The organism is Ruegeria sp. C8 (genome assembly GCF_056537565.1).
Map to the genome: position 1 here is coordinate 436,529 of NZ_JBQFRV010000001.1, position 21,780 is coordinate 458,308.

22 protein-coding genes are annotated in these 21,780 nt (G+C 59.9%); 10 read left to right on the plus strand and 12 right to left on the minus strand.

Annotated elements, in window-relative coordinates; all coding sequences use genetic code 11:
- Positions 1-12: 12 nt before the first annotated feature.
- From scpB to argS, 5 genes are all read right to left on the minus strand, one after another.
- Positions 13-663 carry an SMC-Scp complex subunit ScpB gene (gene scpB / locus ACR0KL_RS02205; protein ID WP_170676278.1) on the minus strand — a complete coding sequence of 217 codons (651 nt, stop codon included), beginning with the start codon at positions 661-663 and terminating at the stop codon, positions 13-15.
- Positions 656-1,450, minus strand: coding sequence for a segregation and condensation protein A (locus tag ACR0KL_RS02210; RefSeq protein ID WP_170483405.1), 795 nt, complete (start codon positions 1,448-1,450; stop codon positions 656-658). Before ACR0KL_RS02210 ends, scpB begins: the two co-directional genes overlap by 8 nt.
- Positions 1,440-2,447, minus strand: coding sequence for a beta-N-acetylhexosaminidase (nagZ, locus tag ACR0KL_RS02215; RefSeq protein ID WP_170676280.1), 1,008 nt, complete (start codon positions 2,445-2,447; stop codon positions 1,440-1,442). Before nagZ ends, ACR0KL_RS02210 begins: the two co-directional genes overlap by 11 nt.
- Positions 2,444-3,499, minus strand: a complete 1,056-nt coding sequence (locus ACR0KL_RS02220; protein ID WP_170676282.1) for an SPOR domain-containing protein — start codon at positions 3,497-3,499, stop codon at positions 2,444-2,446. Before ACR0KL_RS02220 ends, nagZ begins: the two co-directional genes overlap by 4 nt.
- Before the next feature lie 87 nt (positions 3,500-3,586).
- Positions 3,587-5,332, minus strand: a complete 1,746-nt coding sequence (gene argS, locus ACR0KL_RS02225) for an arginine--tRNA ligase (protein ID WP_480776597.1) — start codon at positions 5,330-5,332, stop codon at positions 3,587-3,589.
- Positions 5,333-5,463: 131 nt separating this feature from the next.
- On the opposite strand from argS, the gene ACR0KL_RS02230 reads away from it, so the two are divergent.
- Positions 5,464-6,009: a molybdopterin-binding protein gene (locus ACR0KL_RS02230; protein ID WP_170676286.1), complete on the plus strand. Its 546-nt coding sequence runs from the start codon at positions 5,464-5,466 to the stop codon at positions 6,007-6,009.
- Here the strand turns inward: ACR0KL_RS02230 and ACR0KL_RS02235 are convergent, their stop codons facing one another.
- On the minus strand, positions 6,010-7,152 hold the full coding sequence (locus tag ACR0KL_RS02235) for a deoxyguanosinetriphosphate triphosphohydrolase (RefSeq protein ID WP_170676288.1): 1,143 nt from the start codon (positions 7,150-7,152) through the stop codon (positions 6,010-6,012).
- Positions 7,153-7,228: 76 nt separating this feature from the next.
- Between ACR0KL_RS02235 and ACR0KL_RS02240 the strand changes: the two genes are divergently transcribed.
- Both ACR0KL_RS02240 and xth read left to right on the plus strand, forming a co-directional pair.
- The gene (locus tag ACR0KL_RS02240) at positions 7,229-7,552 is read left to right on the plus strand and encodes a HesB/IscA family protein (protein WP_170676290.1); all 324 of its coding nucleotides are present in this window, start codon (positions 7,229-7,231) and stop codon (positions 7,550-7,552) included.
- Between the two features lie 281 nt (positions 7,553-7,833).
- A complete protein-coding gene (gene xth, locus ACR0KL_RS02245; RefSeq protein ID WP_170676292.1) occupies positions 7,834-8,613 on the plus strand; it encodes an exodeoxyribonuclease III in 780 nt (259 codons plus the stop codon).
- Between the two features lie 2 nt (positions 8,614-8,615).
- On the opposite strand, the gene ACR0KL_RS02250 is transcribed toward xth, so the two are convergent.
- Positions 8,616-9,767: an FAD-dependent monooxygenase gene (locus ACR0KL_RS02250; protein ID WP_170676294.1), complete on the minus strand. Its 1,152-nt coding sequence runs from the start codon at positions 9,765-9,767 to the stop codon at positions 8,616-8,618.
- Between the two features lie 71 nt (positions 9,768-9,838).
- Positions 9,839-10,261 carry an RNA polymerase-binding protein DksA gene (gene dksA / locus ACR0KL_RS02255; RefSeq protein ID WP_170374347.1) on the minus strand — a complete coding sequence of 141 codons (423 nt, stop codon included), beginning with the start codon at positions 10,259-10,261 and terminating at the stop codon, positions 9,839-9,841.
- Positions 10,262-10,632: 371 nt separating this feature from the next.
- Here dksA and ACR0KL_RS02260 point away from each other — a divergent pair, with 371 nt between their 5' ends.
- The 7 genes from ACR0KL_RS02260 (at position 10,633) to ACR0KL_RS02290 (ending at position 16,877) form a co-directional block, all read left to right on the plus strand.
- The gene (locus ACR0KL_RS02260; RefSeq protein ID WP_170466382.1) at positions 10,633-11,478 is read left to right on the plus strand and encodes an AAA family ATPase; all 846 of its coding nucleotides are present in this window, start codon (positions 10,633-10,635) and stop codon (positions 11,476-11,478) included.
- Positions 11,479-11,555: 77 nt separating this feature from the next.
- Positions 11,556-12,005 (plus strand): N-acetyltransferase family protein, encoded by a 450-nt coding sequence (locus ACR0KL_RS02265; RefSeq protein WP_480554456.1) that lies wholly within the window; start codon positions 11,556-11,558, stop codon positions 12,003-12,005.
- Positions 12,002-13,366 (plus strand): DUF2927 domain-containing protein, encoded by a 1,365-nt coding sequence (locus ACR0KL_RS02270; RefSeq protein WP_170676296.1) that lies wholly within the window; start codon positions 12,002-12,004, stop codon positions 13,364-13,366. The genes ACR0KL_RS02265 and ACR0KL_RS02270 overlap by 4 nt, the downstream gene beginning before the upstream one ends.
- Positions 13,367-13,373: 7 nt before the next feature.
- Positions 13,374-13,544: a hypothetical protein gene (locus ACR0KL_RS02275; protein WP_170373958.1), complete on the plus strand. Its 171-nt coding sequence runs from the start codon at positions 13,374-13,376 to the stop codon at positions 13,542-13,544.
- 3 nt (positions 13,545-13,547) lie between these two features.
- Positions 13,548-14,732 (plus strand): vWA domain-containing protein, encoded by a 1,185-nt coding sequence (locus ACR0KL_RS02280; protein WP_170638441.1) that lies wholly within the window; start codon positions 13,548-13,550, stop codon positions 14,730-14,732.
- A gap of 686 nt (positions 14,733-15,418) precedes the next feature.
- The gene (locus ACR0KL_RS02285) at positions 15,419-16,105 is read left to right on the plus strand and encodes a hypothetical protein (RefSeq protein ID WP_480776598.1); all 687 of its coding nucleotides are present in this window, start codon (positions 15,419-15,421) and stop codon (positions 16,103-16,105) included.
- A gap of 85 nt (positions 16,106-16,190) precedes the next feature.
- On the plus strand, positions 16,191-16,877 hold the full coding sequence (locus ACR0KL_RS02290) for a M48 family metallopeptidase (RefSeq protein ID WP_170373962.1): 687 nt from the start codon (positions 16,191-16,193) through the stop codon (positions 16,875-16,877).
- A 70-nt stretch (positions 16,878-16,947) separates the two neighbouring features.
- Here the strand turns inward: ACR0KL_RS02290 and ACR0KL_RS02295 are convergent, their stop codons facing one another.
- The 4 genes from ACR0KL_RS02295 to ACR0KL_RS02310 are packed head-to-tail and all read right to left on the minus strand — an operon-like array spanning position 16,948 to position 21,779.
- Positions 16,948-17,490 carry an RSP_2648 family PIN domain-containing protein gene (locus tag ACR0KL_RS02295; protein WP_170373963.1) on the minus strand — a complete coding sequence of 181 codons (543 nt, stop codon included), beginning with the start codon at positions 17,488-17,490 and terminating at the stop codon, positions 16,948-16,950.
- Positions 17,487-18,689, minus strand: a complete 1,203-nt coding sequence (locus ACR0KL_RS02300) for an RSP_2647 family RNA methyltransferase (protein ID WP_170676301.1) — start codon at positions 18,687-18,689, stop codon at positions 17,487-17,489. The genes ACR0KL_RS02295 and ACR0KL_RS02300 overlap by 4 nt, the downstream gene beginning before the upstream one ends.
- A 38-nt stretch (positions 18,690-18,727) precedes the next feature.
- Complete coding sequence (locus tag ACR0KL_RS02305) at positions 18,728-19,000, minus strand: hypothetical protein (protein ID WP_170676303.1); 273 nt, start codon at positions 18,998-19,000, stop codon at positions 18,728-18,730.
- Complete coding sequence (locus ACR0KL_RS02310; RefSeq protein WP_170676305.1) at positions 18,984-21,779, minus strand: [protein-PII] uridylyltransferase family protein; 2,796 nt, start codon at positions 21,777-21,779, stop codon at positions 18,984-18,986. Before ACR0KL_RS02310 ends, ACR0KL_RS02305 begins: the two co-directional genes overlap by 17 nt.
- Position 21,780 lies beyond the last annotated feature (1 nt).

Sequence of the window (21,780 nt, forward strand, 5' to 3'; positions counted from 1 at the left end):
AGGGCTGTCTGATCACTCTTCCTCGAAGAGTTCGGTCTGATCTTCGTCAACTTCGTCTTCGCGCCCCTCGCCCAGTGGGATAGCACCCGGCGGCGGGCGGTTTTCCAACAAGCCAGCGGCGCGCAATTCCTTGAGGCCCGGCAGGTCGCGGGCGTTTTCCAGCCCGAAGTGATCCAGAAACTCGGGCGTGACGACAAAGGTTACCGGACGACCGGGCGTCATGCGGCGGCGGCCCAGACGGATCCACTCCATCTCAAGCAGTTGGTCGATTGTCCCACGTGAGACGGAGACACCGCGAATCTCTTCGATCTCGGCCCGCGTGCAAGGCTGGTGATAGGCCACGATGGCAAGTGTTTCGATTGCCGCGCGGCTCAGTTTGCGAGTCTCAACCGTTTCTTTCTGCATCAGAAAGCCAAGGTCAGGGGCGGTCCGGATCGCCCATGCCTCACCCACCTTGACCACGCGTACACCGCGGCCCTCGTAACGTTTCTGAAGCAAATCAACGGCTTGCGCCGCATTGCTACCATGCGGCATCCGCGCCTCAAGATCGGCATTTGTCACCGGCGTGGCGCTGGCAAACAACACCGCCTCGACCATCCGCTCCTGCTCGGCCAGAGGGGGCGCTTCGAACAGGGTGCCGGTTTCTTCGGGGGCGTCAGTCACGGGTCTCGGTCCTCTTGCGCAGATGGATCGGGGCAAAGGTGTCGCTTTGCTTGATCTCCATATGTCCTTCTTTCACCAGCTCCAGCGAGGCCGCAAAGGTTGCCGCCGTAGCCGAGCGTCGCCGCACCGGATCACCGTCCCATCCGTCGGGCAAATAGGTCTCCATATCGGTCCAGGCACCGGCAAACCCGATCAGAGGGCGCATACGCTCCAGCGCCTGCTCCATCGTGAACACCGAGTCGCGGTCCATCACAAAGGGGCGGAATTCATCGCGGGTGCGGATGCGCGCATAGCCCTGCATCAGGTCCAGCAACGTAGCCGAATAGGTGACAGTGCGAATGCGGGTGACGTCTTCGGCCTGCCCACGCTTGAAGAAATCACGCCCCAACTGGTCGCGCGCCATGAGCCGGGCGGCGGCATCGCGCATGGCCTGCAGGCGTTCGAGCTGAAACGCCAGATGCGCGGCGAGTTCCTCTCCCGAAGGCCCCTCATCGTCCGGGTCAGGCGGCAGCAGGAGGCGGGATTTGAGAAAGGCCAGCCAAGCGGCCATCACCAGATAGTCGGCGGCCAGTTCGATCCGCAGCGCGCGCGCCTTTTCGACAAAAGCCAGATATTGCTGCGCCAGTGCCAGAACCGAGATCTTGCGGAGGTCGACTTTTTGCGTCCGCGATAGGGTCAGCAGCACGTCCAACGGGCCTTCGAACCCGTCGACGTCAACGATCAGCGCTTCGGCTGCCAGCCGGTCAGCGACCGAAACCGGATCTTCGCTGAAAAGATTATCGTTCATATACCTGCCCGCCCATTAGGGCAGATAGTTCAGCCTCAGTGGCCTCGATGTCAAGTTCGGCGGGCTTTTTGCGCATGGCCAAGGCCCGATCTGCGCGGACCTGCGCCGCCTCGGTCATCTGGCCCGCGGCCGCAAGCACATCACGACGCTCGGCGAAGCTGCCGTTGCAGTGCAACACGACATCACAGCCCGCCTGCAAGGCCCGTGCCGCACGCTCGGGCACAGACCCGCTTAGCGCCTTCATGGTGATGTCATCAGTCATGACCAGCCCGTCAAAGCCGATTACCTCGCGGATGACCTTCATCATCGGGGCCGAGATCGTGGCCGGAGTCGGATCGATCTGTTCGAATAGCAAATGAGCGGTCATCGCCATTGGCAGGTCGTTCAAAGCCTTGAACGGAGCAAAATCGGTCTGAGTTAGCTCGTCGAGAGGCAGGTCGACGCGCGGCAGGTCGAAATGGGTGTCCAGCGTGGCCCGACCGTGACCGGGCATGTGCTTAACGACGGGCAATACTCCACCATCCAGATGGCCTTGCGCAACGGCGCGCCCCAGTTGAGCGATGCTATCTGGATCACTGCCGTAGCAGCGGTTACGGAGAAAGGCATGGGTTTCCGGTCGCGCTACGTCCACCATCGGGGCGCAGTTGCTGTCGATCCCCAGCTCAAACAGCTCATGCGCAATCAGGCGATAGCGCAAGTACATGGCGCGTTCCGCATGCTCTCCGGCCCGTTCAGCATGATCGAGCGGCGGCATCCATTCGCGCGCCAGAGGGGCGCGCAGGCGTTGAACACGGCCGCCCTCTTGATCAATCGTGATAGGGCAATTCCGTCCGACGACCTCGCGAAAATCATCGCACAGGGCGCGGACCTGATCGGCGCTTTCGATGTTGCGGGCAAAAAGGATGAACCCAAACGGGTTCATCTCACGGAACAGGGCCCTTTCGTCATCGGTCAGCCGCAGCGCTTTTGCGTCAGAAATTGCGGCCCCGAACGTCACCTGACGGCCACCGGGATACAGTCGGCGCCCTGCGCCACCAACGCCGCACAGAACTGGCGTGAGTCGCTTAAGTCATCAAAGCCACTCACGCGCAACCGGTAGAAAGTGCGGCCACCGCTTGAGGTTTTCTGGATAACACGCTGTTTTCCATCCATATACTCACCGAACTGACCGTTCAGACGCGCCCATTCGGATTTGGCGACATCGGCACTTTCAAAAGCGCCAAGCTGCGCCAGACGAGTGCCTTTGCTCAGCGTGTCAGGGTCTACATCCAACCCAACGGCGGATTTGACGGCCGCATTGATCGCCGCCTCAGACGTATCGGTGACCACCGCACGGCGAGCCGGGCGGGTCTGCGGGCGCAATGAGCGGCGCACGCCCGGGAGCTCGGCAATGGCCGGGTCCGGCAGGGCTGCGGCGAAATCCGCCGGGTCAATCGCAGGCTCTTCCTCGGGCGTCACCAGAGACGCCAACTGCACTCCATCCTCGGTTTGTTCATCATTGGCACGAGCCGCCTCGCCCGCGAGTTCGGCTACCAGTGCGTCCACTGCGTTCTGCCGCAGCGCCGCGGCCTCTTCGTTCGAGATAGGCTCTTCGACGACATGAACAGCTTTGGTGGGCTTCAATTCACCAGCGGGCAGGTCCTCATCGGTCAGCGAGACTGGACGCGGGGCCAGGATCAGACGATCCGCAGGAGCGGCTGCCGAGCCTTCGGCAGCAACGGCATTCACGGCCAGACCCTGATGATCCGCTGGGCGTCCGCCCGGGTTTTCGGGTTGAATGCGCATCGGACCTTCGGCGGCACGGACAACAGGCACGCCGCTGACATCGCGCATCACCAGCTTGTAGCTCCAGATCCCGATTCCGGCGACCAGCGCCAAAGACGCGACCGCCCCCAGCACATTCATCGCCTTGCCGACGCCAAAACCGCTGCGCGGCGCGGCATGGTCGGCCATTTCGTCTGGGTAATCATACCCATCATCGGCATAGGATTGATTCGGGTAATGCATCTGCCCGGGGCTTTGATGCCCCGAGTAATCGTAACTCGTCATGTCCGCCTCACCGCCCGATTGCGCCTGAAATTAAGGCGCGCGGGTCATTTCTTGTCTGCCTCAGACCGGCGGTTCGGGCGGTATTGGTTACCGCATCTCCTGCGCCGGAGTAACGCCAAGAATACCCAAGCCTGCTGAAATCACAACAGAAACGGCACGGGCCAATGCGATTTTCGACTGGCTTGTGGCAACATCGCCATCCTGGATGAAGCGCAGCTGAGTTTCTTCGTTGCCCTTGTTCCACAGAGCGTGAAAATCCCCTGCCAATTCATACAGATAGAACGCAACGCGGTGCGGTTCGTTGGTGCGGGCTGCGATCTCAACCAAGCGTGGCCATTCGGCCAGTTTCTTGGCCACAGCCAGCTCTGAGGCATGGTCGATCTTGCCCAGATCCGCGCCCACAAGGGTCGCATCGTCGGCAGCAATCTCGGCCTCGGCCGCGCGGCGCAGCACGCTCATGACGCGGGCATGGGCGTATTGTACGTAAAACACGGGGTTCTCGCGGCTCTGCTCCAGCACCTTGTCGAAATCGAAATCCAGAGGCGCGTCGTTCTTGCGGGTCAGCATCACGAAACGGGTCACGTCCGGGCCAACCTGATCGACCACATCGCGCAGGGTGACAAAGTTCCCGGCCCGCTTGGACATCTTGAACGGCTCGCCATTCTTCCACAGCTTCACCAACTGGGTCAGCTTGATGTCCAGCGATACCTTGCCGTCAGATAGCGCGGAAACGGCGGCCTTCATCCGTTTGACATAGCCACCATGATCCGCGCCAAACACGTCGATCAGCGCATCAAAACCACGGCTGACCTTGTCATAGTGATAGGCGATATCCGGGGCGAAATAGGTCCAGGCACCATCCGATTTCTTGACCGGGCGGTCGACGTCATCGCCATGCTCGGTCGATTTGAACAGGGTCTGCTCGCGCGGTTCCCAATCCTCGGGCTTTTTACCTTTGGGCGGCTCCAGCACGCCCTCATAGATCAGGTCCTTGTCGGTCAGCGACTGCAGCGCGGCCTCAATCCGGCCCGTGCCGTAGAGGGATTTCTCCGAGAAGAAAACGTCCATCTCGACGCCCAGCGCCTTCAGGTCCGCGCGGATCAGGTCCATCATCGCGTCGGTGGCGAAGTTGCGCAGATCTTCCAGCCATTCGCTCTCGGGCTTGTCGATCAGACTATCCCCGTATTTCTCTTTCAACGCCTCGCCGATCGGGATCAGGTAGTCACCGGGATAGAGACCCTCGGCAATCTCGGGGCTCAGACCATTGGCTTCGCGGTAGCGTTCGTAGGCCGAACGCGCCAGCACATCCACCTGCGCGCCACCGTCGTTGATGTAGTATTCGCGCGTCACGTCATGACCCGAATAGGCCAGCAAACTCGCCAAAGCATCCCCGAACACCGCGCCCCGCGTGTGGCCCACATGCAGCGGGCCGGTCGGGTTGGCCGAGACATATTCCACGTTGACCTTCTGCCCCTGTCCCATGGTCGAGCGGCCATAATCCGTGCCCATCTCCAACACGCGCGCAAGAACACCCTGCAAGACCGTCGCGGCCAGACGCAGGTTCAGGAACCCCGGCCCCGCAACCTCGGCGCTGGTGATCCGGTCATCGGCGGCCAGCTTGAGTGCCAAAGCGTCCGCAATGTCGCGCGGCTTCATCTTGGCGGGCTTGGCCAGCACCATCGCCGCATTGGTCGCCATATCGCCATGCGCGGCATCGCGCGGCGGCTCGACCGCCACGCTGTCAAAGCTCAACCCCTCGGGCAGCGCGCCTTCGGACTGCATCTGCGCCAACGCGTCCAGTACAAGACCGCGGATCTCGGAAAACAGGTTCATTTCGGATGTCCTTTTGCTTGCCCGGCGGTTTACCACGCAAACCGTCAAGGTCAATGGAAGGCATCGGTTTGGGCTTGGATTGTCCCCGAACAAAGCTAATTTGGGCAGGATTACAAAACCGGAGACGACCCATGCGCCTAGTCCTGCCCCTTGTCCTTGCCCTAGCAACGCCCGTATGGGCCGAGATGCCCTCGCCCAAGGGGCACGTTCTGCTGACATTGGGCGGCGCCGTCTCTGAGACCAACCTGCCAGCGCGCGGTGAAAATGACGGCGGTCTGCTTGGGTATTTGGAGGTCACGCATAACGGAGCCGCCGGTTTCGACACCGCGATGCTGGACGCGCTTGATCAGACCGAAATCACGATCCCCTACGGCCCCGAAGGCAACAAACGCGAGATCACGTTCTCTGGCCCACTTCTGTCAGCGGTGATGACCATGGCCGGGGCCGAAGGGAAAACCGCCAAACCCATGGCGCTAGACGGCTATCAGGCCGAAATTCCCTGGAGCAGTATTGAGGCCCACAACCCCATTGTCGCGACCCATGCGGACGGCAGCCCGATGGGCATCGGTGGCTACGGCCCAACCATGATCGTGTTCCCGCCTACCGACGACGCTGATCTGGCTCAGGAACAAGCCGGTCAGCAGGTCTGGGCGCTGGCCTATATCGGGATCGAATAGTTACTGGCCGGTCAGGCGCTTGTGATCCTGCAGCGCAAACCGATCGGTCATGCCCGCAATGTAGTCTGAAACGATCCGTGCCAGCGCGATCTCATCCTGCGCCGCTTCGATATCGTCATGCCAACGGGTCGGCATCTGCTTGGGATCACTCAGGTAGATCGGGAACAGATCTTCAACCACACGAGCCACTTTTTCCCGAACCTCCATCACACTGGGCGCGCGATACATCCGCGCGAACAGGAAGGCGCGGATTTCCTTGAGTTGCACCCAAAGCCCGTCAGAAAACTGAATGACCGGAGCGCCATGGTGACGGATATCCTCAACCGACTGCGCACCCGATCCGGCAATAAGCTCTCGCGACGTATCAATTACGTCCGAGACCATGACACCAAAAACCCGCCGCAGCGCCTCATGCCGGCGGCGATACGGATCAAGCTCGGGATAGGCCCGATCAACCGCCGCATAACACTCTCCCACAATCGGGAGTAGCTGGATTTCATCGTCAGAGAACAGGTCGGCCCGAAGCCCATCCAACAGATCGTGGTTGTTATAGGCAATATCGTCCGACAAGGCCGCCACCTGCGCCTCGGCGCTGGCGTGGGTGTGCAGTTCCAAATCGAACCCACCATTACATTCGGCCAGAGCCCAAGGCAGCTCTCCGGTCACCGGTCCGTTGTGCTTTGCGATCCCTTCAAGACATTCCCAAGTCAGATTGCAGCCGTCGAACTCGGCATAGTGGCGCTCCAACTTGGTTACGATGCGGATGGCCTGCGCGTTGTGGTCAAAACCACCATAGGGCGCCATCAACGCATGCAGCGCATCCTCCCCCGTGTGCCCAAAAGGCGTGTGACCCAAGTCATGCGCAAGCGCAATGGCCTCCGTCAGCTCCGGATTCAGGTCTAACGCACCCGCAATGGTCCGCGCAACCTGAGCCACCTCGATTGAATGCGTCAGGCGGGTGCGGTAGCTATCGCCCTCATGTTCGACAAAAACCTGCGTCTTGTGCTTAAGCCGCCGGAACGCGCTGGCATGAATGATGCGATCCCGATCTCGCTGAAAGCATGACCGGAAACTGCTTTCCTCCTCAGGCACCAACCGCCCCCGTGCGCGGCCTGGATCCGAGGCAAAACCCGCTCTATCCAAAAGTCTGGTCCTTGTCGCCTGTCGATAGGTTTCATATATTGTACGTTGGTTGGGAAATAAACCTTTGGAGTCCGGCATGAATCTGCCTCCGACAGTCACAGAACGAGCGTTTGAGCGCCTTGCTGAAATCGGTGCCGCCAATCAGGGTCAGGCATTGCGTGTCGCCGTTGAAGGCGGCGGATGTTCCGGTTTTCAATACGAAATCGCGTTGGACGCACCAAAAGAGGACGACCTTGTTCTCGAAGGCAAAGGCCAAAAGGTGATTGTCGACTCGATCTCCCTGCCCTTTCTGGAAAATGCGGTCATTGATTTTACCCAGGAACTGATCGGCGCGCGGTTCGTGATCGAAAACCCCAACGCGACGTCCTCCTGCGGATGCGGCACGTCGTTTTCCATGTAAACCACGTGAGGGCTTTGCCCCCACACCCCCAAGGTATTTTCAGCCAGATGAAGCAGGGATCCACTCTCCGACCTGAACGCCGGAGAGCTTCACCTGGCGCGGTCATCGGCGCCTCCGCCTGTACCGCATCTCATTGCTACAACCAAATTGGTTAAGGATCCGTTTCTTCATCTGGCCAAAAATACCTCGGAGCGCGAGGCAGAGCCTCGCAACCGCAGCCACCACCTTGCCGCTGGGATCATTCTGGGCGATAGGTTGCCAACAGCTTCGGAGGATCGCGCATGAAAATCGCCACGTTCAACATCAATGGCATAAAAGCGCGGGCCGAAGCCTTGCCACGTTGGTTGGATGAAGCCCAGCCGGACGTGGTTCTATTGCAGGAAATCAAGTCCGTCGACGAGAACTTCCCCCGAGAAATCTTCGAAGAACGCGGATACAATGTCGAAACACATGGTCAGAAGAGCTTCAACGGAGTCGCAATCCTCTCGAAGCTACCTTTGGAGGATGTAACGCGCGGCTTGCCCGGTGACGAAGAAGATGAACAAGCGCGTTGGATCGAAGCAACGGTTGTTGGAAAGCAGGCGCTGCGGGTTTGTGGCCTTTATCTACCGAACGGAAACCCAACGCCCGGGCCAAAATACGACTACAAACTGGCGTGGATGGAGCGTCTGTACAATCGCGCCCGCGCCCTGTTGACCAGCGAAGAGCCTGCGTTAATGGCGGGCGACTACAACATCATTCCCCAAGCAGAAGACGCAAAACGCCCCGATGCATGGCGCGAGGACGCCTTGTTCCGCCTCGAAAGCCGGGCTGCCTTCCGCAAAATCCTGAACCTTGGCTTCACTGAGGCGTTCCGTGCCCGTGTGCAAGGTGCAGGCCACTATTCCTTCTGGGACTACCAGGCCGGAGCCTGGAACAAGGATGACGGCATTCGCATCGACCATTTTCTACTGACCCCACAGGCCGCAGATCTGATGCGGGACTGTCAGATCGACAAAGAGGTGCGTGGGCACGAAAAACCCTCGGATCACGTGCCGGTCTGGGTCGATCTGGACACCTGAGATCAGACGGTCGGATCGTAGTTGTAGATCCAGTCGTATTTACGCGTCAGTCGCGGACCTATTGCTGCCAGAACCGCTTGCGCGGCCAAACGCATCGGACCGCGCAAATGGAAGTTTCGCGCATTTGTGGAAGCCGCAGCGACCACATGTTGCGCGCGACGCTGGCGCGCGGCTTCGTAGGCTGCAAGAGCCTGCCTCACACCCGATTGGCTGTCGAAAGAGCGTGCCAGAACCCAGGCATCCTCAAGAGCCAGACAGGCCCCTTGCGCCATGAAGGGCAACGTCGGATGGGCGGCATCGCCCAACAGGACCAAGCGTCCGTTCTGCCATCTCTCGGCTACCGGACGCAGGAACAGCGCCCACAGATGCGTTTCTTCGACCTTTGTCAGAATGTCCCGCACAGGCCCTCCAAAATCGGCAAACCGAGCGCGCAGTTCATTGGGATCGCCCTCTACGCGCCAGCCTTCCTGCTGCCAGTCCGAGCGTTCTTCAATTGCGACGACGTTCATCAGGTGCTGATCGCGCAGCGGATAGGTGACCACATGGCGCCCCGGCCCCATAGTCAGTGAGGCTTGCGGTCTCTCGACCCGGTCCTCCCAAGGCACCGTTGCACGCCAGGCGATCTGGTTGGTAAAGGCAGGAGCCTCGGGGCCATTCAGGATCGGGCGAAGGGTGCTGCGACCTCCATCTGCCGCAATGACACATTCTGCCCCCAAGCGCTCACCGTCATCCAGCACAATCTCGGCCTCGGACGGGTGTTTTCGAACCGTCTGCACGCGCGCACCAAGGCGTATGTCGACACCTGCTTCCTCTGATGCCTGTCGCAACAACTCAAGCAAGTCAGCGCGGTGATAGTAGAATGTCGGGCCCGCCGCCGGGGCTGGAATACGACTGATCACCCGGCCCTTGCGATAGTCGCGCAGAAGTGTTCCGCACGAGAATTGCGCGGCTTTAGGCTGATCCCCCGCAACCCCCAAGGCGCGCAAAACGGACATCCCGTTGGCGCTGATTTGAAGGCCTGCTCCGACCTCGGTCAGCGCTCGGGCCTGCTCTAGCACCGTCACCTGCGCCCCGCGCTGACGCAGAGCCAACGCCGCCGCAAGGCCGCCAATGCCGCCGCCAACCACGCAAAACTTCAAACCGTTGATCTTCATGGCCTTGCCTTAACGCAAAAACGCCGGAGCGACAGGCCCCGGCGTTTGAATTATTCACTTTATCAGGACGATCAATCGTCGCGATGGACCTTTTCGCGACGTTCATGCCGTTCCTGGGCCTCGAGCGTCATTGTCGCGATCGGGCGCGCATCCAGACGCTTCAGCGAGATCGGGTCGCCTGTTTTTTCGCAATACCCGTATTCGCCTTCGTCGATCCGGCGCAGCGCCGAGTCGATTTTCGCTACCAGTTTGCGCTGACGATCCCGTGTGCGCAGTTCCAGCGCGCGGTCGGTTTCCTCACTGGCGCGGTCGGCGACGTCCGGAATGTTGCGGGTGTTGTCCTGCAGCCCTTCGATCGTGTCGCGGCTGCCTGCGAGTAGTTCTGTCTTCCAGTCCAGCAGCTTGCGGCGAAAATACTCAAGCTGCAGATCATTCATGAAAGGCTCATCTTCGGCCGGACGGTAGTCCTCCGGCAGAAAAACTTCCTGCTTCATATTTGCTCCCTCGGTATGGCCTGTAACGTCGGTCACGGTTGCTTCACCAGACATTTGGCTCTCCCTTCTGCGCAGCGTTTAGCCGACGGGCACTGGAATGTCACTACACAAACGTAGAACCGACGCCCCGTCGCAAGCCTTCATCTAAATATGAGACTTAAAACAACAAATCCTTGTTTTTCTGTGAAAATCGACAGGCAATTTCAGGGCATTGTTCAACCCTCGAGAAAGACACCTGCCTGCGAATCATGCAAAAGCGGTTGGACTCGCTGGTAAATTTGATTCACCGACGCAGCGGCCCGGCTTGTCAAATTCCCCATCGCTCTGTAACCCGGACACCACAGTTTCGCCGGAAACAGCAAGAGGACCCGATGACCGCACGTTTTCAAGGCACAGCCGAATATGTCGCCACCGATGATCTGACCATCGCCGTGAACGCCGCCGTCACGCTGGAGCGCCCCTTGCTGGTCAAAGGGGAGCCCGGCACTGGCAAGACCGAATTGGCAAAACAGGTCGCCGGCGCGTTGGGTCTGCGCATGATCGAGTGGAATGTGAAATCCACAACGCGCGCGCAGCAGGGCCTTTACGAATACGACGCCGTCAGCCGGTTGCGGGACAGCCAGCTGGGCGAAGAGCGTGTGCATGACGTCTCGAACTACATCCGCAAGGGCAAGCTCTGGCAAGCGTTTGAGGCCGACGAAAAGGTCGTTCTGCTGATTGATGAGATCGACAAGGCGGATATCGAGTTTCCCAATGACCTTCTGCAGGAACTCGACAAAATGGAGTTCCACGTCTACGAGACCGGCGAGACGATCAAGGCAAAGAACCGCCCGATCGTGATCATCACTTCGAACAACGAAAAAGAACTGCCCGACGCCTTCCTTCGCCGCTGCTTCTTTCACTATATCCGCTTCCCGGATGAGGCCACGATGCGCCGCATTGTCGAAGTCCATCATCCTGGTATCAAGGATGCACTGCTGACCACCGCGCTCACGCAGTTCTACGAAATCCGCGACACGCAGGGCCTGAAAAAGAAACCCTCAACCTCCGAGGTTCTGGACTGGTTGAAACTGCTGCTGGCCGAGGATCTGAGCGCCGAAGACCTCAAGCGCGACGGGGCCAATGCGCTGCCCAAACTGCACGGCGCGCTGCTGAAAAATGAACAGGACGTGCATTTGTTTGAGCGATTGGCCTTCATGGCGCGCAGTCGACGTTGAACAGGATGTGAGCGCGGCTTGCTTCTTGGCGGTCCGGGTGTCAGCATCCCAGAAACCAAATAAGCAGGACGCATCACTTGGCCAACGACCTCAAAATCCGCCCACTGACCGCCGCGGACAAGGCCCAATGGGCCGACATGTGGCGTGATTATCTTGCATTCTACGAAACCACCCTGCCCGACGCCATCTACGAGACGACATTCGAACGTCTACTGGGCGATGACCCGCAAGATTTCTCGGGCTTCGTTGCGGAACAGGACGGCAAGCTGGTCGGATTGACGCATTTCCTCTTTCACCGTCACGGCTGGAAGGTGGAGAATGTCTGCTATCTGCAGGACCTGTTCGCCCGCCCCGAGGCGCGCGGAACCGGCGTTGGGCGCGCCTTGATACAGGCGGTCTATGATGAGGCCGATCGTCAGGGTGCTCCGTCAGTCTATTGGCTCACGCAGGAGTTTAATCACACCGCACGCCAGCTCTATGATCGGATTGGCACCCTGACGCCGTTCATAAAGTACAATCGCGCATGAAGCGATTTGCCGCCTTCGTTGCCGTATTGGCGCTGTCAGCCTGTACAACGGTCGAACGGATCGAATTGCCGGATAACGTCAAGGTCGTTGAGCAATCCCTGCCCCCTACCAAGTCGTTCTCGGCGTCGCGGCCAACGCCACCTGCGCGGTCCAATACCAACATTGCTGCCGATTTCTTTGACCTTCATTTTGCGCTGGAAAGCGGCGTTGAGCTGCCGGTTTTCACCCGGTTCGAAACACCCGTCACCGTGCGCCTGACCGGCACTCCGACGGCCAGCATGCAGCGCGACCTTAACAACCTGCTGTCTCGCATTCGGCGCGAGGCCAGGATCGACATCCGGCAAATTCCAGAGGGTCAGGCCAACATCACCATTGAGGCCGTCACCCAGCGCGATATTCAACGCATCCTGCCCAATGCCGCCTGTTTCGTGGTCCCCAATTCATCGAGCCTAGAGGAATACCGCCGCGACCGCCGCAAGCCCAAAAGCAGCTGGACCGAGTTGCAACGGCGCGAGCGTCTGGGCATTTTCATCCCTGCAGATGTCAGCCCGCAGGAAATTCGCGATTGTCTACATGAGGAACTGGCGCAGGCGCTGGGGCCGCTCAACGACCTTTATCATCTGCCCGATTCCGTGTTCAACGATGACAATATCCACACCGTTCTGACCGGGTTCGATATGTTGATCCTGCGGGCAGCCTATTCTCCTGAACTGCGCTCGGGGATGTCCCGTGAACAGGTCGAGGCCGTAATCCCCGGCCTGCTCAGCCGCCTCAACCCGCGCGGCGACCGGCTGCCGGTGCAACCGTTGACCGAAACCCCGCGCGAATGGGTCGACGCGATCAATAAAGCCCTCGGCCCCGGTCCCGGTTCCCCCCGACAGCTGCGCGCAGCAAAACGCGCGGCCGAGATCGGACGGCGGCAGGGCTGGACCGACCACCGCCGTGCTTATCCGCATTACCTTATGGGCCGCATGATCCAGTTTCGCGATCCCGCCGCCGCCTTGCAGAACTATCAGATCGCGCTGCAATTCCTGAACGCCACCCCCGGAACCGAGGTTCACCGCGCGCATGTCACGGCCCAAACAGCCTCTTTTGCGCTGGCGCAGGACAGAGGGCCCGAAATCCTGCCCGATCTGAACTCCGCAATTGACGTGATAACACGAGCCGAGAACGCCTCACTTCTGGCGACGTTGCTGCTATTGAAATCCGAGGCTCTGAAACAAGCCGGACAGGAGCAGCAGGCACGTGCCGTCAGGCTGGACAGTATCGGATGGGCGCGATACGGGTTTGGCTCGGATCTGGTGGCCCGGTCTCTGGCAGAGGGCGACGCGGGAACGTCGAGAAAGAATACAGGCGGATGACAGACGAATGCTCGTAGTAGTGGGAATGGCTGTTTTGGGTGCGATCCTGGGCGTAATGGCCGCGCGCAAGCGCAACGGCAACCGGGCCGACATGGCGCAATACGCCGCCGGTTACGGCATCGCCTTTGCGCTTTTGGGCCTGATCCTGTCTCTGATCCTTGTGCGGTTCTTGGTGTAGCCCATGTTCCTGCCCTTTTTCGAAAACCTCAGAAAAGCAGGCATTCCGGTCTCTCTTCGGGAATATCTGACCTTTCTGGAGGGGATGAAAAAGGGCCTGGCCACCTATGATGTCGAGGCGTTCTACTACCTCGCCCGTGTCTCGATGGTGAAGGATGAGCGCAATATCGACAAGTTCGACCGCGCTTTTGCCGCCAGTTTTGAGGGGCTGGGTGAGATCAATTTTGATCAAGTGTTGGAGGCGGTCGACATCCCCGCGGACTGGCTGGCCAAGATGGCCGAAAAACACCTATCAGACGAGGAAAAAGCTGAGATCGAAGCGCTTGGTGGCTTTGACAAGCTGATGGACACCTTGCGTGAACGTCTGAAGGAACAGCAAGGCCGCCATCAGGGGGGCAACAAGTGGATCGGCACGGCGGGGACCTCTCCGTTCGGGGCTTATGGCTACAACCCCGAAGGCGTGCGGATCGGCCAGAAAGAAAGCCGCCATCAGCGCGCGGTGAAAGTCTGGGACAAGCGCGAATTCAAGAACTTAGACGACACTGTTGAACTAGGAACGCGCAATATCAAGGTCGCCTTGAAGCGTCTGCGCCGCTGGGCGCGCGAGGGCGCTGCAGAGGAGTTGGACCTCGACGGCACAATCCGCGCCACTGCCGAACACGGCTATCTGGACGTCAAAACCCGCCCCGAGCGGCATAACGCGGTCAAGGTCCTGCTGTTTCTGGACGTTGGCGGATCTATGGACCCGCATATCAAGGTGGTTGAAGAGCTGTTCTCGGCTGCGCGGACCGAGTTCAAGCATCTGGAATACTACTACTTCCACAATTGCCTCTATGAAGGCGTCTGGCGCGACAATCGCCGCCGTTGGGACCAACAGATCCCAACCCACGAGGTGCTGCGCACCTATGGCGGCGACTACAAATGCATCTTCGTCGGAGACGCATCGATGAGTCCCTACGAGATCGCCTACCCCGGCGGCGCCAACGAGCACTGGAACCAAGAAGCAGGCCAAGTCTGGCTGCAACGCGCGCGCGAGCAGTGGACGTCAAACCTTTGGATCAACCCGGTGCCCGAGAAATACTGGGGTTACACCCACTCCATCGGCATGATCCAAGAGATTTTCGAGGACCGCATGGTGCCAATGACGCTGGCTGGGTTGGAACAGGGTATGAGAGAGTTGACTCGCTAGACGTCACTGCGCGCCGAAGTAGATCAACGCTGCTAAAAACAAGACAAAGTCATAGATTTTGCCCTCGAAATAGCTTCAGAGGAAACAATCGAAGCGATACTCCCCACATTTTTGAGATTCGTGGTATAACCCAGATGGATCGATGCTGGGGGGCTGAGATGACCGAATCTAAACTTCGCAATTACCTGACATCTTTTTTGACCATTTCTGCATTGGTGCTGGCGTCCGGTGCCGTTGCAACTTTTGCCTTTGCGCCGGATGCGGCTTACGCAAAAAACGATAAAGGCAACGGCAAAGGAAAGGGGAACGGAGGTGGCAAGGGGAATTCCGGTAAGGGAGGAAAAGACGGGGGCAAGAGCGGCGAAAAGGGAAAATCTGGCAAAAGCAACGGCGCAAAAAATGCCGGTAAGGATCATGGAAAAGCCAAATCCAAAACCCTGAGTTCTCGCAACCAATTCGGAAGTAGCAACAAGCAGAAAGCGAAGTCCAAAACCCAACGCTCTGGCAACCTATTTGGAAATGGCAAGAAGCAAAAAGCCAAGTCCACAACTCAACGCTCTCGCAACATATTCGGAACTGGCAACAAGCAGAAAGCGAAGTCCCAAAAACCTTCCAGCAACAAGTCGCGAAGCGGCAAAGTTCAGAAAACAACCCTGGCGAACGTTGGGCGAGAGTTCAAACGCGATGTGGAAGAACTGTTCGGCAAACGCTCACGCGTGAAACCCAAGGCCAGCGGAAAACGCGTAAACAAAGCCTACCGCAAAGCGTCCATTGCTCCGGTCGAATACTCCCCGCGACCAGTTGCTCGCTCGGACTATCGCACCAAGCGATACGACGAACAAAACCCGGACAAGCTTAGGTACCGCGATCCGCTTGTGGCTGCGATTACCGACCCCTATGGCTCGGACAAGTTGCGCAACCTGAACGCATCGAAAGCGGCGGCTCCGGCGTTTCGCAACGCGTCTCCCAACAGCAATGTCGGCAAGATCGCGACCTATCAGGCCGCTGCGGAAACCTACTATGACCTGCGCGGGGATCTCTATGACGCACGGCGCGAGCTACGTGATCTGAACGCAAGCTATGACGGTCGTAGCAGCGACGACATTGCGGACGACATTGCCGCGCTTGATCCTTCAGACCCCAATTACGAAGACGACCTGAACGCGCTTGAGGACGAACTGCGTGACGCCGAAACCTATGAAGAGGCACGTGACGACCTGCGCGCAGATGTAAGGGATTTAAGAGTGGATGCATTGGTCGCTGAGAAAGAGGCAGAACATGCCTTTTTCGAGGCTTCAAAAGGTGCGACTTTGACGAAATCGTCCCTTTCTGAATTCCATTCGAACTTGCAGCTTCCTCTGCCGGGTAGGTAGGTTCAGCATTCGGGGCATGTTTTGACCTAGGACTTAACTGCAATTGCGGCTTGCCTAGACTGGGTGGGCCGCCCATATCTATGTCATGCTTCGCTTAACTCCGATCCTTCTGGCGATTGCCTATGGCCTTGTGATGTACCGGATTTCCATCTGGCGCACCCATCGTGAGTTGGATCAGAAGTCGACCGAACTGGCTGACCCTGCCCTCAAACGGATGACGGACAGGCTGGCCGCTGCTTTGAATATCGCGCGGGTGCCGGTCTATATCTACGAGATTGACCCGGTGAACGGGTTGGCAGCTCCGGACGGGCGGATCTTCATCACGCGCGGGTTTTATCGCAAGTTTCGCAACGGTGAGGTCTCGGCCGAGGAAATGGCCAGCGTGATTGCCCATGAGCTGGGTCATGTGGCCTTGGGGCATGCGAAACGGCGGATGATTGATTTCTCAGGCCAGAACGCAATGCGCACCGCGTTGATCATGGTGTTGAACCGGTTCATTCCGTTCATCGGGGCCATGATTGCGAATGCGTTGACCTCGTTGCTGGCGTCGCGCTTATCCCGGCAGGATGAGTATGAGGCCGACGAATATGCCGCCGCCTTGCTGACGAAGGCCGGGATTGGGATCGCACCGCAGAAATCTCTGTTCCACAAGTTGGAAGACCTGACGCAGCAGCGTGCAGGAATTGTGCCTGCGTGGCTGATGAGTCATCCAAAGACGGATGAGCGGATTGCGGCGTTGGAGGCTTTGGAGCAGCGTTGGGCGCGTGGCTGAGGGTGTACAGCGAGAGGCCAGCCTCTCGCGCTCTCCGGGATATTTTTAGCCAGATGAAGGGGGATCCCGTTTAGGTGGTCAGGGCTTTGCCCAGGCGCGGCAGGCGGGCTTTTTTCATGAGCGCGCGTAGGGTCCATTGATCGCCCGATAAGCGGTTGGCTTCGGACAGGACCGCCTTGGCCGCGTTCGTCATGCCCGTAGGGTCGGTTTGCCAGAAGCTGTGGAGCAGATTGTCTGGGTCACGGCGCTCAAGGCCCTCTTCGGACAGGATGTTTCTGGGGAAGTCCTTGGCGTTGACGGTGACGATGACATCCGCCGAGGCCTCGATGGCCGTGGCCAGAACGTGGATATCGGCCTTGTCGGGCAGCCAGAGACGTTGTTCGATACCCATTGCTACCTTGCGTTCGGCTTTGGGCCAGTGCGCTTGGGCCAGAGCGATCTCGGCGCGGGCCTGTGCTTCGCCTTCGGGGCCGAGTTTGCGGGCGGCGCGGGCCCATTCTTCGAGGATACGCGCGGACCATATGGGGGTGAAATGGCCCAGTTTTGCCGCGCCCAGCAGCATCTCACGCATCACCGTGGGGTAGATGACGCATGTATCCAGAACCGCCTTCACAGCCGGTAGAATACGGCTTTGAGGTAACCGCTTTCAGCCAATTGCGGCAATTGTGGATGATCGGGTCCGGCAAAGCCCGTGTGGATCAATTGCGCCTGCCGCCCGGCCCGTCCGATCCCGCGAGATGAGGCATCGCGGAAACGGCCCAGATCTGCGGCATGAGAGCAGGAGCAGAGGCCCAGATAGCCGCCGGATTTGACCAGTGGGGCGGCGAGGCGGGCGATGCGTTCATAGGCGCGCAGACCAGCGTCGAGGGCTTGTTTTGAGGGCGCAAAGGCGGGCGGGTCGCAGATGACGACGTCGAACTGTGCGCCCTCTTCGCCCAGTTGCGTCAGCACATCGAAGGCATCGCCTTGGCGGGTTTGGAACCTGTCAGCACATCCGCTTGCTTGGGCCCCTTTGGTGGCTAGGTCCAAAGCGGCGGCAGAGCCATCGACGGATAGTGCCTGTGCCGCCCCTCCAGCCAGCATGGCGAGGCCGAAGCCGCCCACGTGGCTGAACACGTCCAGCACCTGAGCTTCGGGATGCACCAAACGCGCCGCAAAAGCGTGGTTGGGACGTTGATCGTAGAACAGGCCGGTTTTCTGACCGCCGGTCAGGTCGGCCATATAGGTCGCGCCGTTCATGGGAACGGGCAGAGGCGCGTAAGGCGCGGTTCCGCGCAGGGTTTTGTTGACGTCGTCCAACCCCTCCAATCCGCGAGTCCGGCCAGAGGCGTTTTTCAGAACCGTCGTCACGCCAGTCACCTTGAGCAGCGCGTCGGTTAGCGCCTCCAGATGCGCTTCGGCCCAGGCGGCGTTGGGCTGTATCACGCAGGCGTCACCAAAACGGTCGATGATCACACCAGGAAAGCCATCGGCCTCGGCGTGGATCAGACGGTAGTATGGCGCGTCGAACAGGCACTCGCGCATCTCAAGCGCGCGCTGCAGGCGGGATTCGAACCAGTTCGTGTTCAGATCGGCCTCAATATCGCGATCCAGAACGCGACACATGATCTTCGACTCAGGGTTCACCGCGACCAGAGCGATCGGAGCGCGCTTTTCATCCTCAAGCACGGCCAGCGCCCCGGCGGGGATTTTGCGAGTGCGCCGATCAGTGACGATGTCATTGGCATAGACCCATGGGAAACCATGGCGCAGCCCGCGCGCATTGGCTTTGGGTTTCAGGCGGATACGGGGGCGGTCTACGGCTTGGATCATGACCGCCTCATAGTCGCGAACAGCCCGAAGGAAAACCCCTAGCGCGGACGAGAGCGCCAGCCCCCGCGCCGTTTAGGCGCTTGGGCGGCCTGCAACCCCTCGGTCATCACCTGAGTCATGGGATGTTCGGGCTCCTGAGCGGAATAGACCGCATGCAGCTCGGCCAGAGCCTGTTTCTGGTCCACGCCATCGGGCAGGCTGAGCGCCCAGTCCAGAAAGATGCTGCGGCATTCGGGCATAGAGATACCTTCGATGTTATACGCCTCGCGGATCAGGCCCTTGGGGTCGTTTGGATCAGTGCTGCGCGCCATCTTCATCCTCTTTGATTACGCTGCCGATGATTTCGGCGGCGGTGGAATAGCTGTCCTGCAATGCGGATTGCAGCGCTTCGACCTGTTCGAACCCGGTGGCACGGCACAGGAAGGCCGCTCCGCCCTCGCCGATTTTGTCCGCCTCAATCACCTTGCCCGAAAGCAGCCGCGCCGCGCATTGTACCGACCAGCATAGATCGTAGCTGTCCTTCAATGTTTGTGCCTGCGCGACATCCAACAAACCGGCAGCGACCGCCCCGTCGAGGCCAGACATCACATCCCGGTTTGCGAGGCCTGCCATCAGCGCTCCGGTCTCGGCCATCAACTCGATATCCATCATTCGGCCCGGGCCGTTCTTGGCATCCCAAACGCCCGCCGGGGCCTTTGCCGCCGCCAGACGCGTCCGCATTTCGGCCACTTCGCGCAGAACTTTGCCTGCCTCCCGAGGGCGCGATAAAAGCTCAGTTCGGAAGGCTTCGATATCCTGAGCCAAGCCCGAGTCTCCGGCGACGACATGAGCGCGGGTCAGGGCGAGATGTTCCCACACCCACGCCTCTTCCTGCTGGTAGTGCGTGAAACTTGCCCAACTGGTCGCCACCGGCCCCTGATTGCCCGAAGGGCGCAGGCGCATGTCGACCTCATAAAGCCGCCCCTGAGACATGGGAGCCGAAAGCGCCGTGATCAGCGCCTGCGTGAACCGAGCGTAGTAGGTGCGCGTGGCCAGCGGGCGGGGACCGTCGGACATGTCCTGATCAAGCGGATCGTAAATCACAATCATATCCAGATCGGATTGCGAGTTGATCCGCCCTGCCCCGAGCGACCCCATGCCCAGAATGGCGGCTCCGCGCCCCGGTGCCGGGCCGTGTTTGCGGGCGAAGGCGTCGGTCACAAAGGGAAGGATCGCGGCGATAACGGCTTGCGCCAGCTCTGTATATTGTCGGCCGGCTTGCGCCCCATCGATCAGGCCGCGCAGGTGGTGAACGCCAATGCGGAAATGCCATTCCTTGCACCAGCGCCGCGCCAGATCGAGTTGCGTTTCATAGTCGGCTTCCTGCGCCAGTGCTTCCACCAACTCGGCCTGCAAAGCCTTCAAACCGGGCCAATCGCTGAAAAAACTGCCTCCGATCACCGCGTCAAAAACGGAAGCGTTGCGCGACAGGTGGGACGCCAGCGCATGAGAGGTGCCGACGATGTCGATCAACAGGTCGTTCAGATGTGGGTTGGCCTCAAAGAGCGAGAACAACTGAACACCCGCAGGCAGGCCTGCCAGAAACCCATCCAGCGCCAGCAGCGCCTCGTCAGGTTGCGCGGTTTTGGCGAGGCGCGAGAGGAGCTCGGGCTTCAACCGGTCGAAGATGCGCCGCGCGCGCTGGGACCTTAGGGCCGGATATGTGGCCCAGCGGGCGAGGATATTCTGGTCGAACGTCACCTCAGGCGTGGGCGTCGGCGCGGGCCCTGCACCCGGTGCAAAGAAGCCTTCCGTCAGCTCATGCACTTCGGTCAGGCGGCGGGTCAGACCCTTGGTCAGATCGCCGCTACTAAGCGCCAGCAGACAGGCGACCCGTTCGATCCCATCGTCAGATTGAGGGACCTTATGGGTCTGAGCGTCGTGGATCATCTGAATGCGATGTTCGACCTCGCGATGCGCGCGATAGTGATCGGTCAGCTTTTCCGCAACCTCTTCCGGCACCCAGCCCTTTTGCGCCAGAGCCGCCAGCCCGGGCACCGTGCCGCGCACGCGCAGATCGGGGTCGCGCCCACCTGCAATCAACTGCCGGGTTTGGGTGAAAAACTCGATCTCGCGAATACCGCCCTGACCCAGTTTCATATCATGACCAGGGATCGAGAGGCTACCGCCCGTCCCTTTGTTTTCTCGTATGCGCAGGCGCATGTCATGGGCGTCTTGAATGGCGGCAAAGTCCAGATGCCGACGCCAGACAAAGGGTTTCAGCGTATCCAGAAACCGCTCTCCGGCCGCCAAATCACCCGCACAGGCGCGTGCTTTGATATAGGCTGCCCGCTCCCATGTGCGGCCGAGGCTCTCATAGTACCGTTCGGCCGCCTCCGTCGCCATGCAGACCGGGGTCACCGCCGGGTCGGGCCGCAGGCGCAGATCGGTGCGGAACACGTAGCCGTCGGCGGTCTTGTCACTGAGCGTGGCGCAGAAATTGCGCGTGGCCCGCACCATCCCGTGCCGGGCTTCGTAGAAGTCATCCGGGTCAAAGCGTGTTTCATCAAACAGAACGATCAGGTCGATATCCGAGCTGTAGTTCAGCTCATGCGCGCCCATCTTGCCCATCGCGAGAATGACCATCCCGGCTGCGGTTTCGACATCATCCTCAGTCATTCCGGGCAGCTTCTTGCGGCGGATCAAGGCGGCAATCTCGGCCTTTGCGGCCACATCTGCCGCCAGCGCACCAAACTCGGTCAACGCTGCCGTGACCCTTTCCAGCGGCCAAGCACCTGCAATATCCGCCAAAGCGGTTAGTACCGCCATCCGCCGCTTGGCCAGCCTTAATCCCGGCTTGAGCAGATCTGGTGCCAAGGCGCGCGCGGCCTCCATCACCTCTGCCAAAGCGTGGTCCGGCTGGTGCAAGGCCTGCGGCAGCCACTCCCTCTCTTGCTCGATCAGGCCCTTCAGATACGGGCTGGACCCGGCGGTTCCGGCGATCAAATCGCCTTGTTCGGGCGTCAGGTCGGCAAGCAGAGCGCGGGTTTCATCGCCCAAAGACTGGTCGAACGCGCGCGGCAGACGGTTGATGGTCAAACTCTCAGTCATA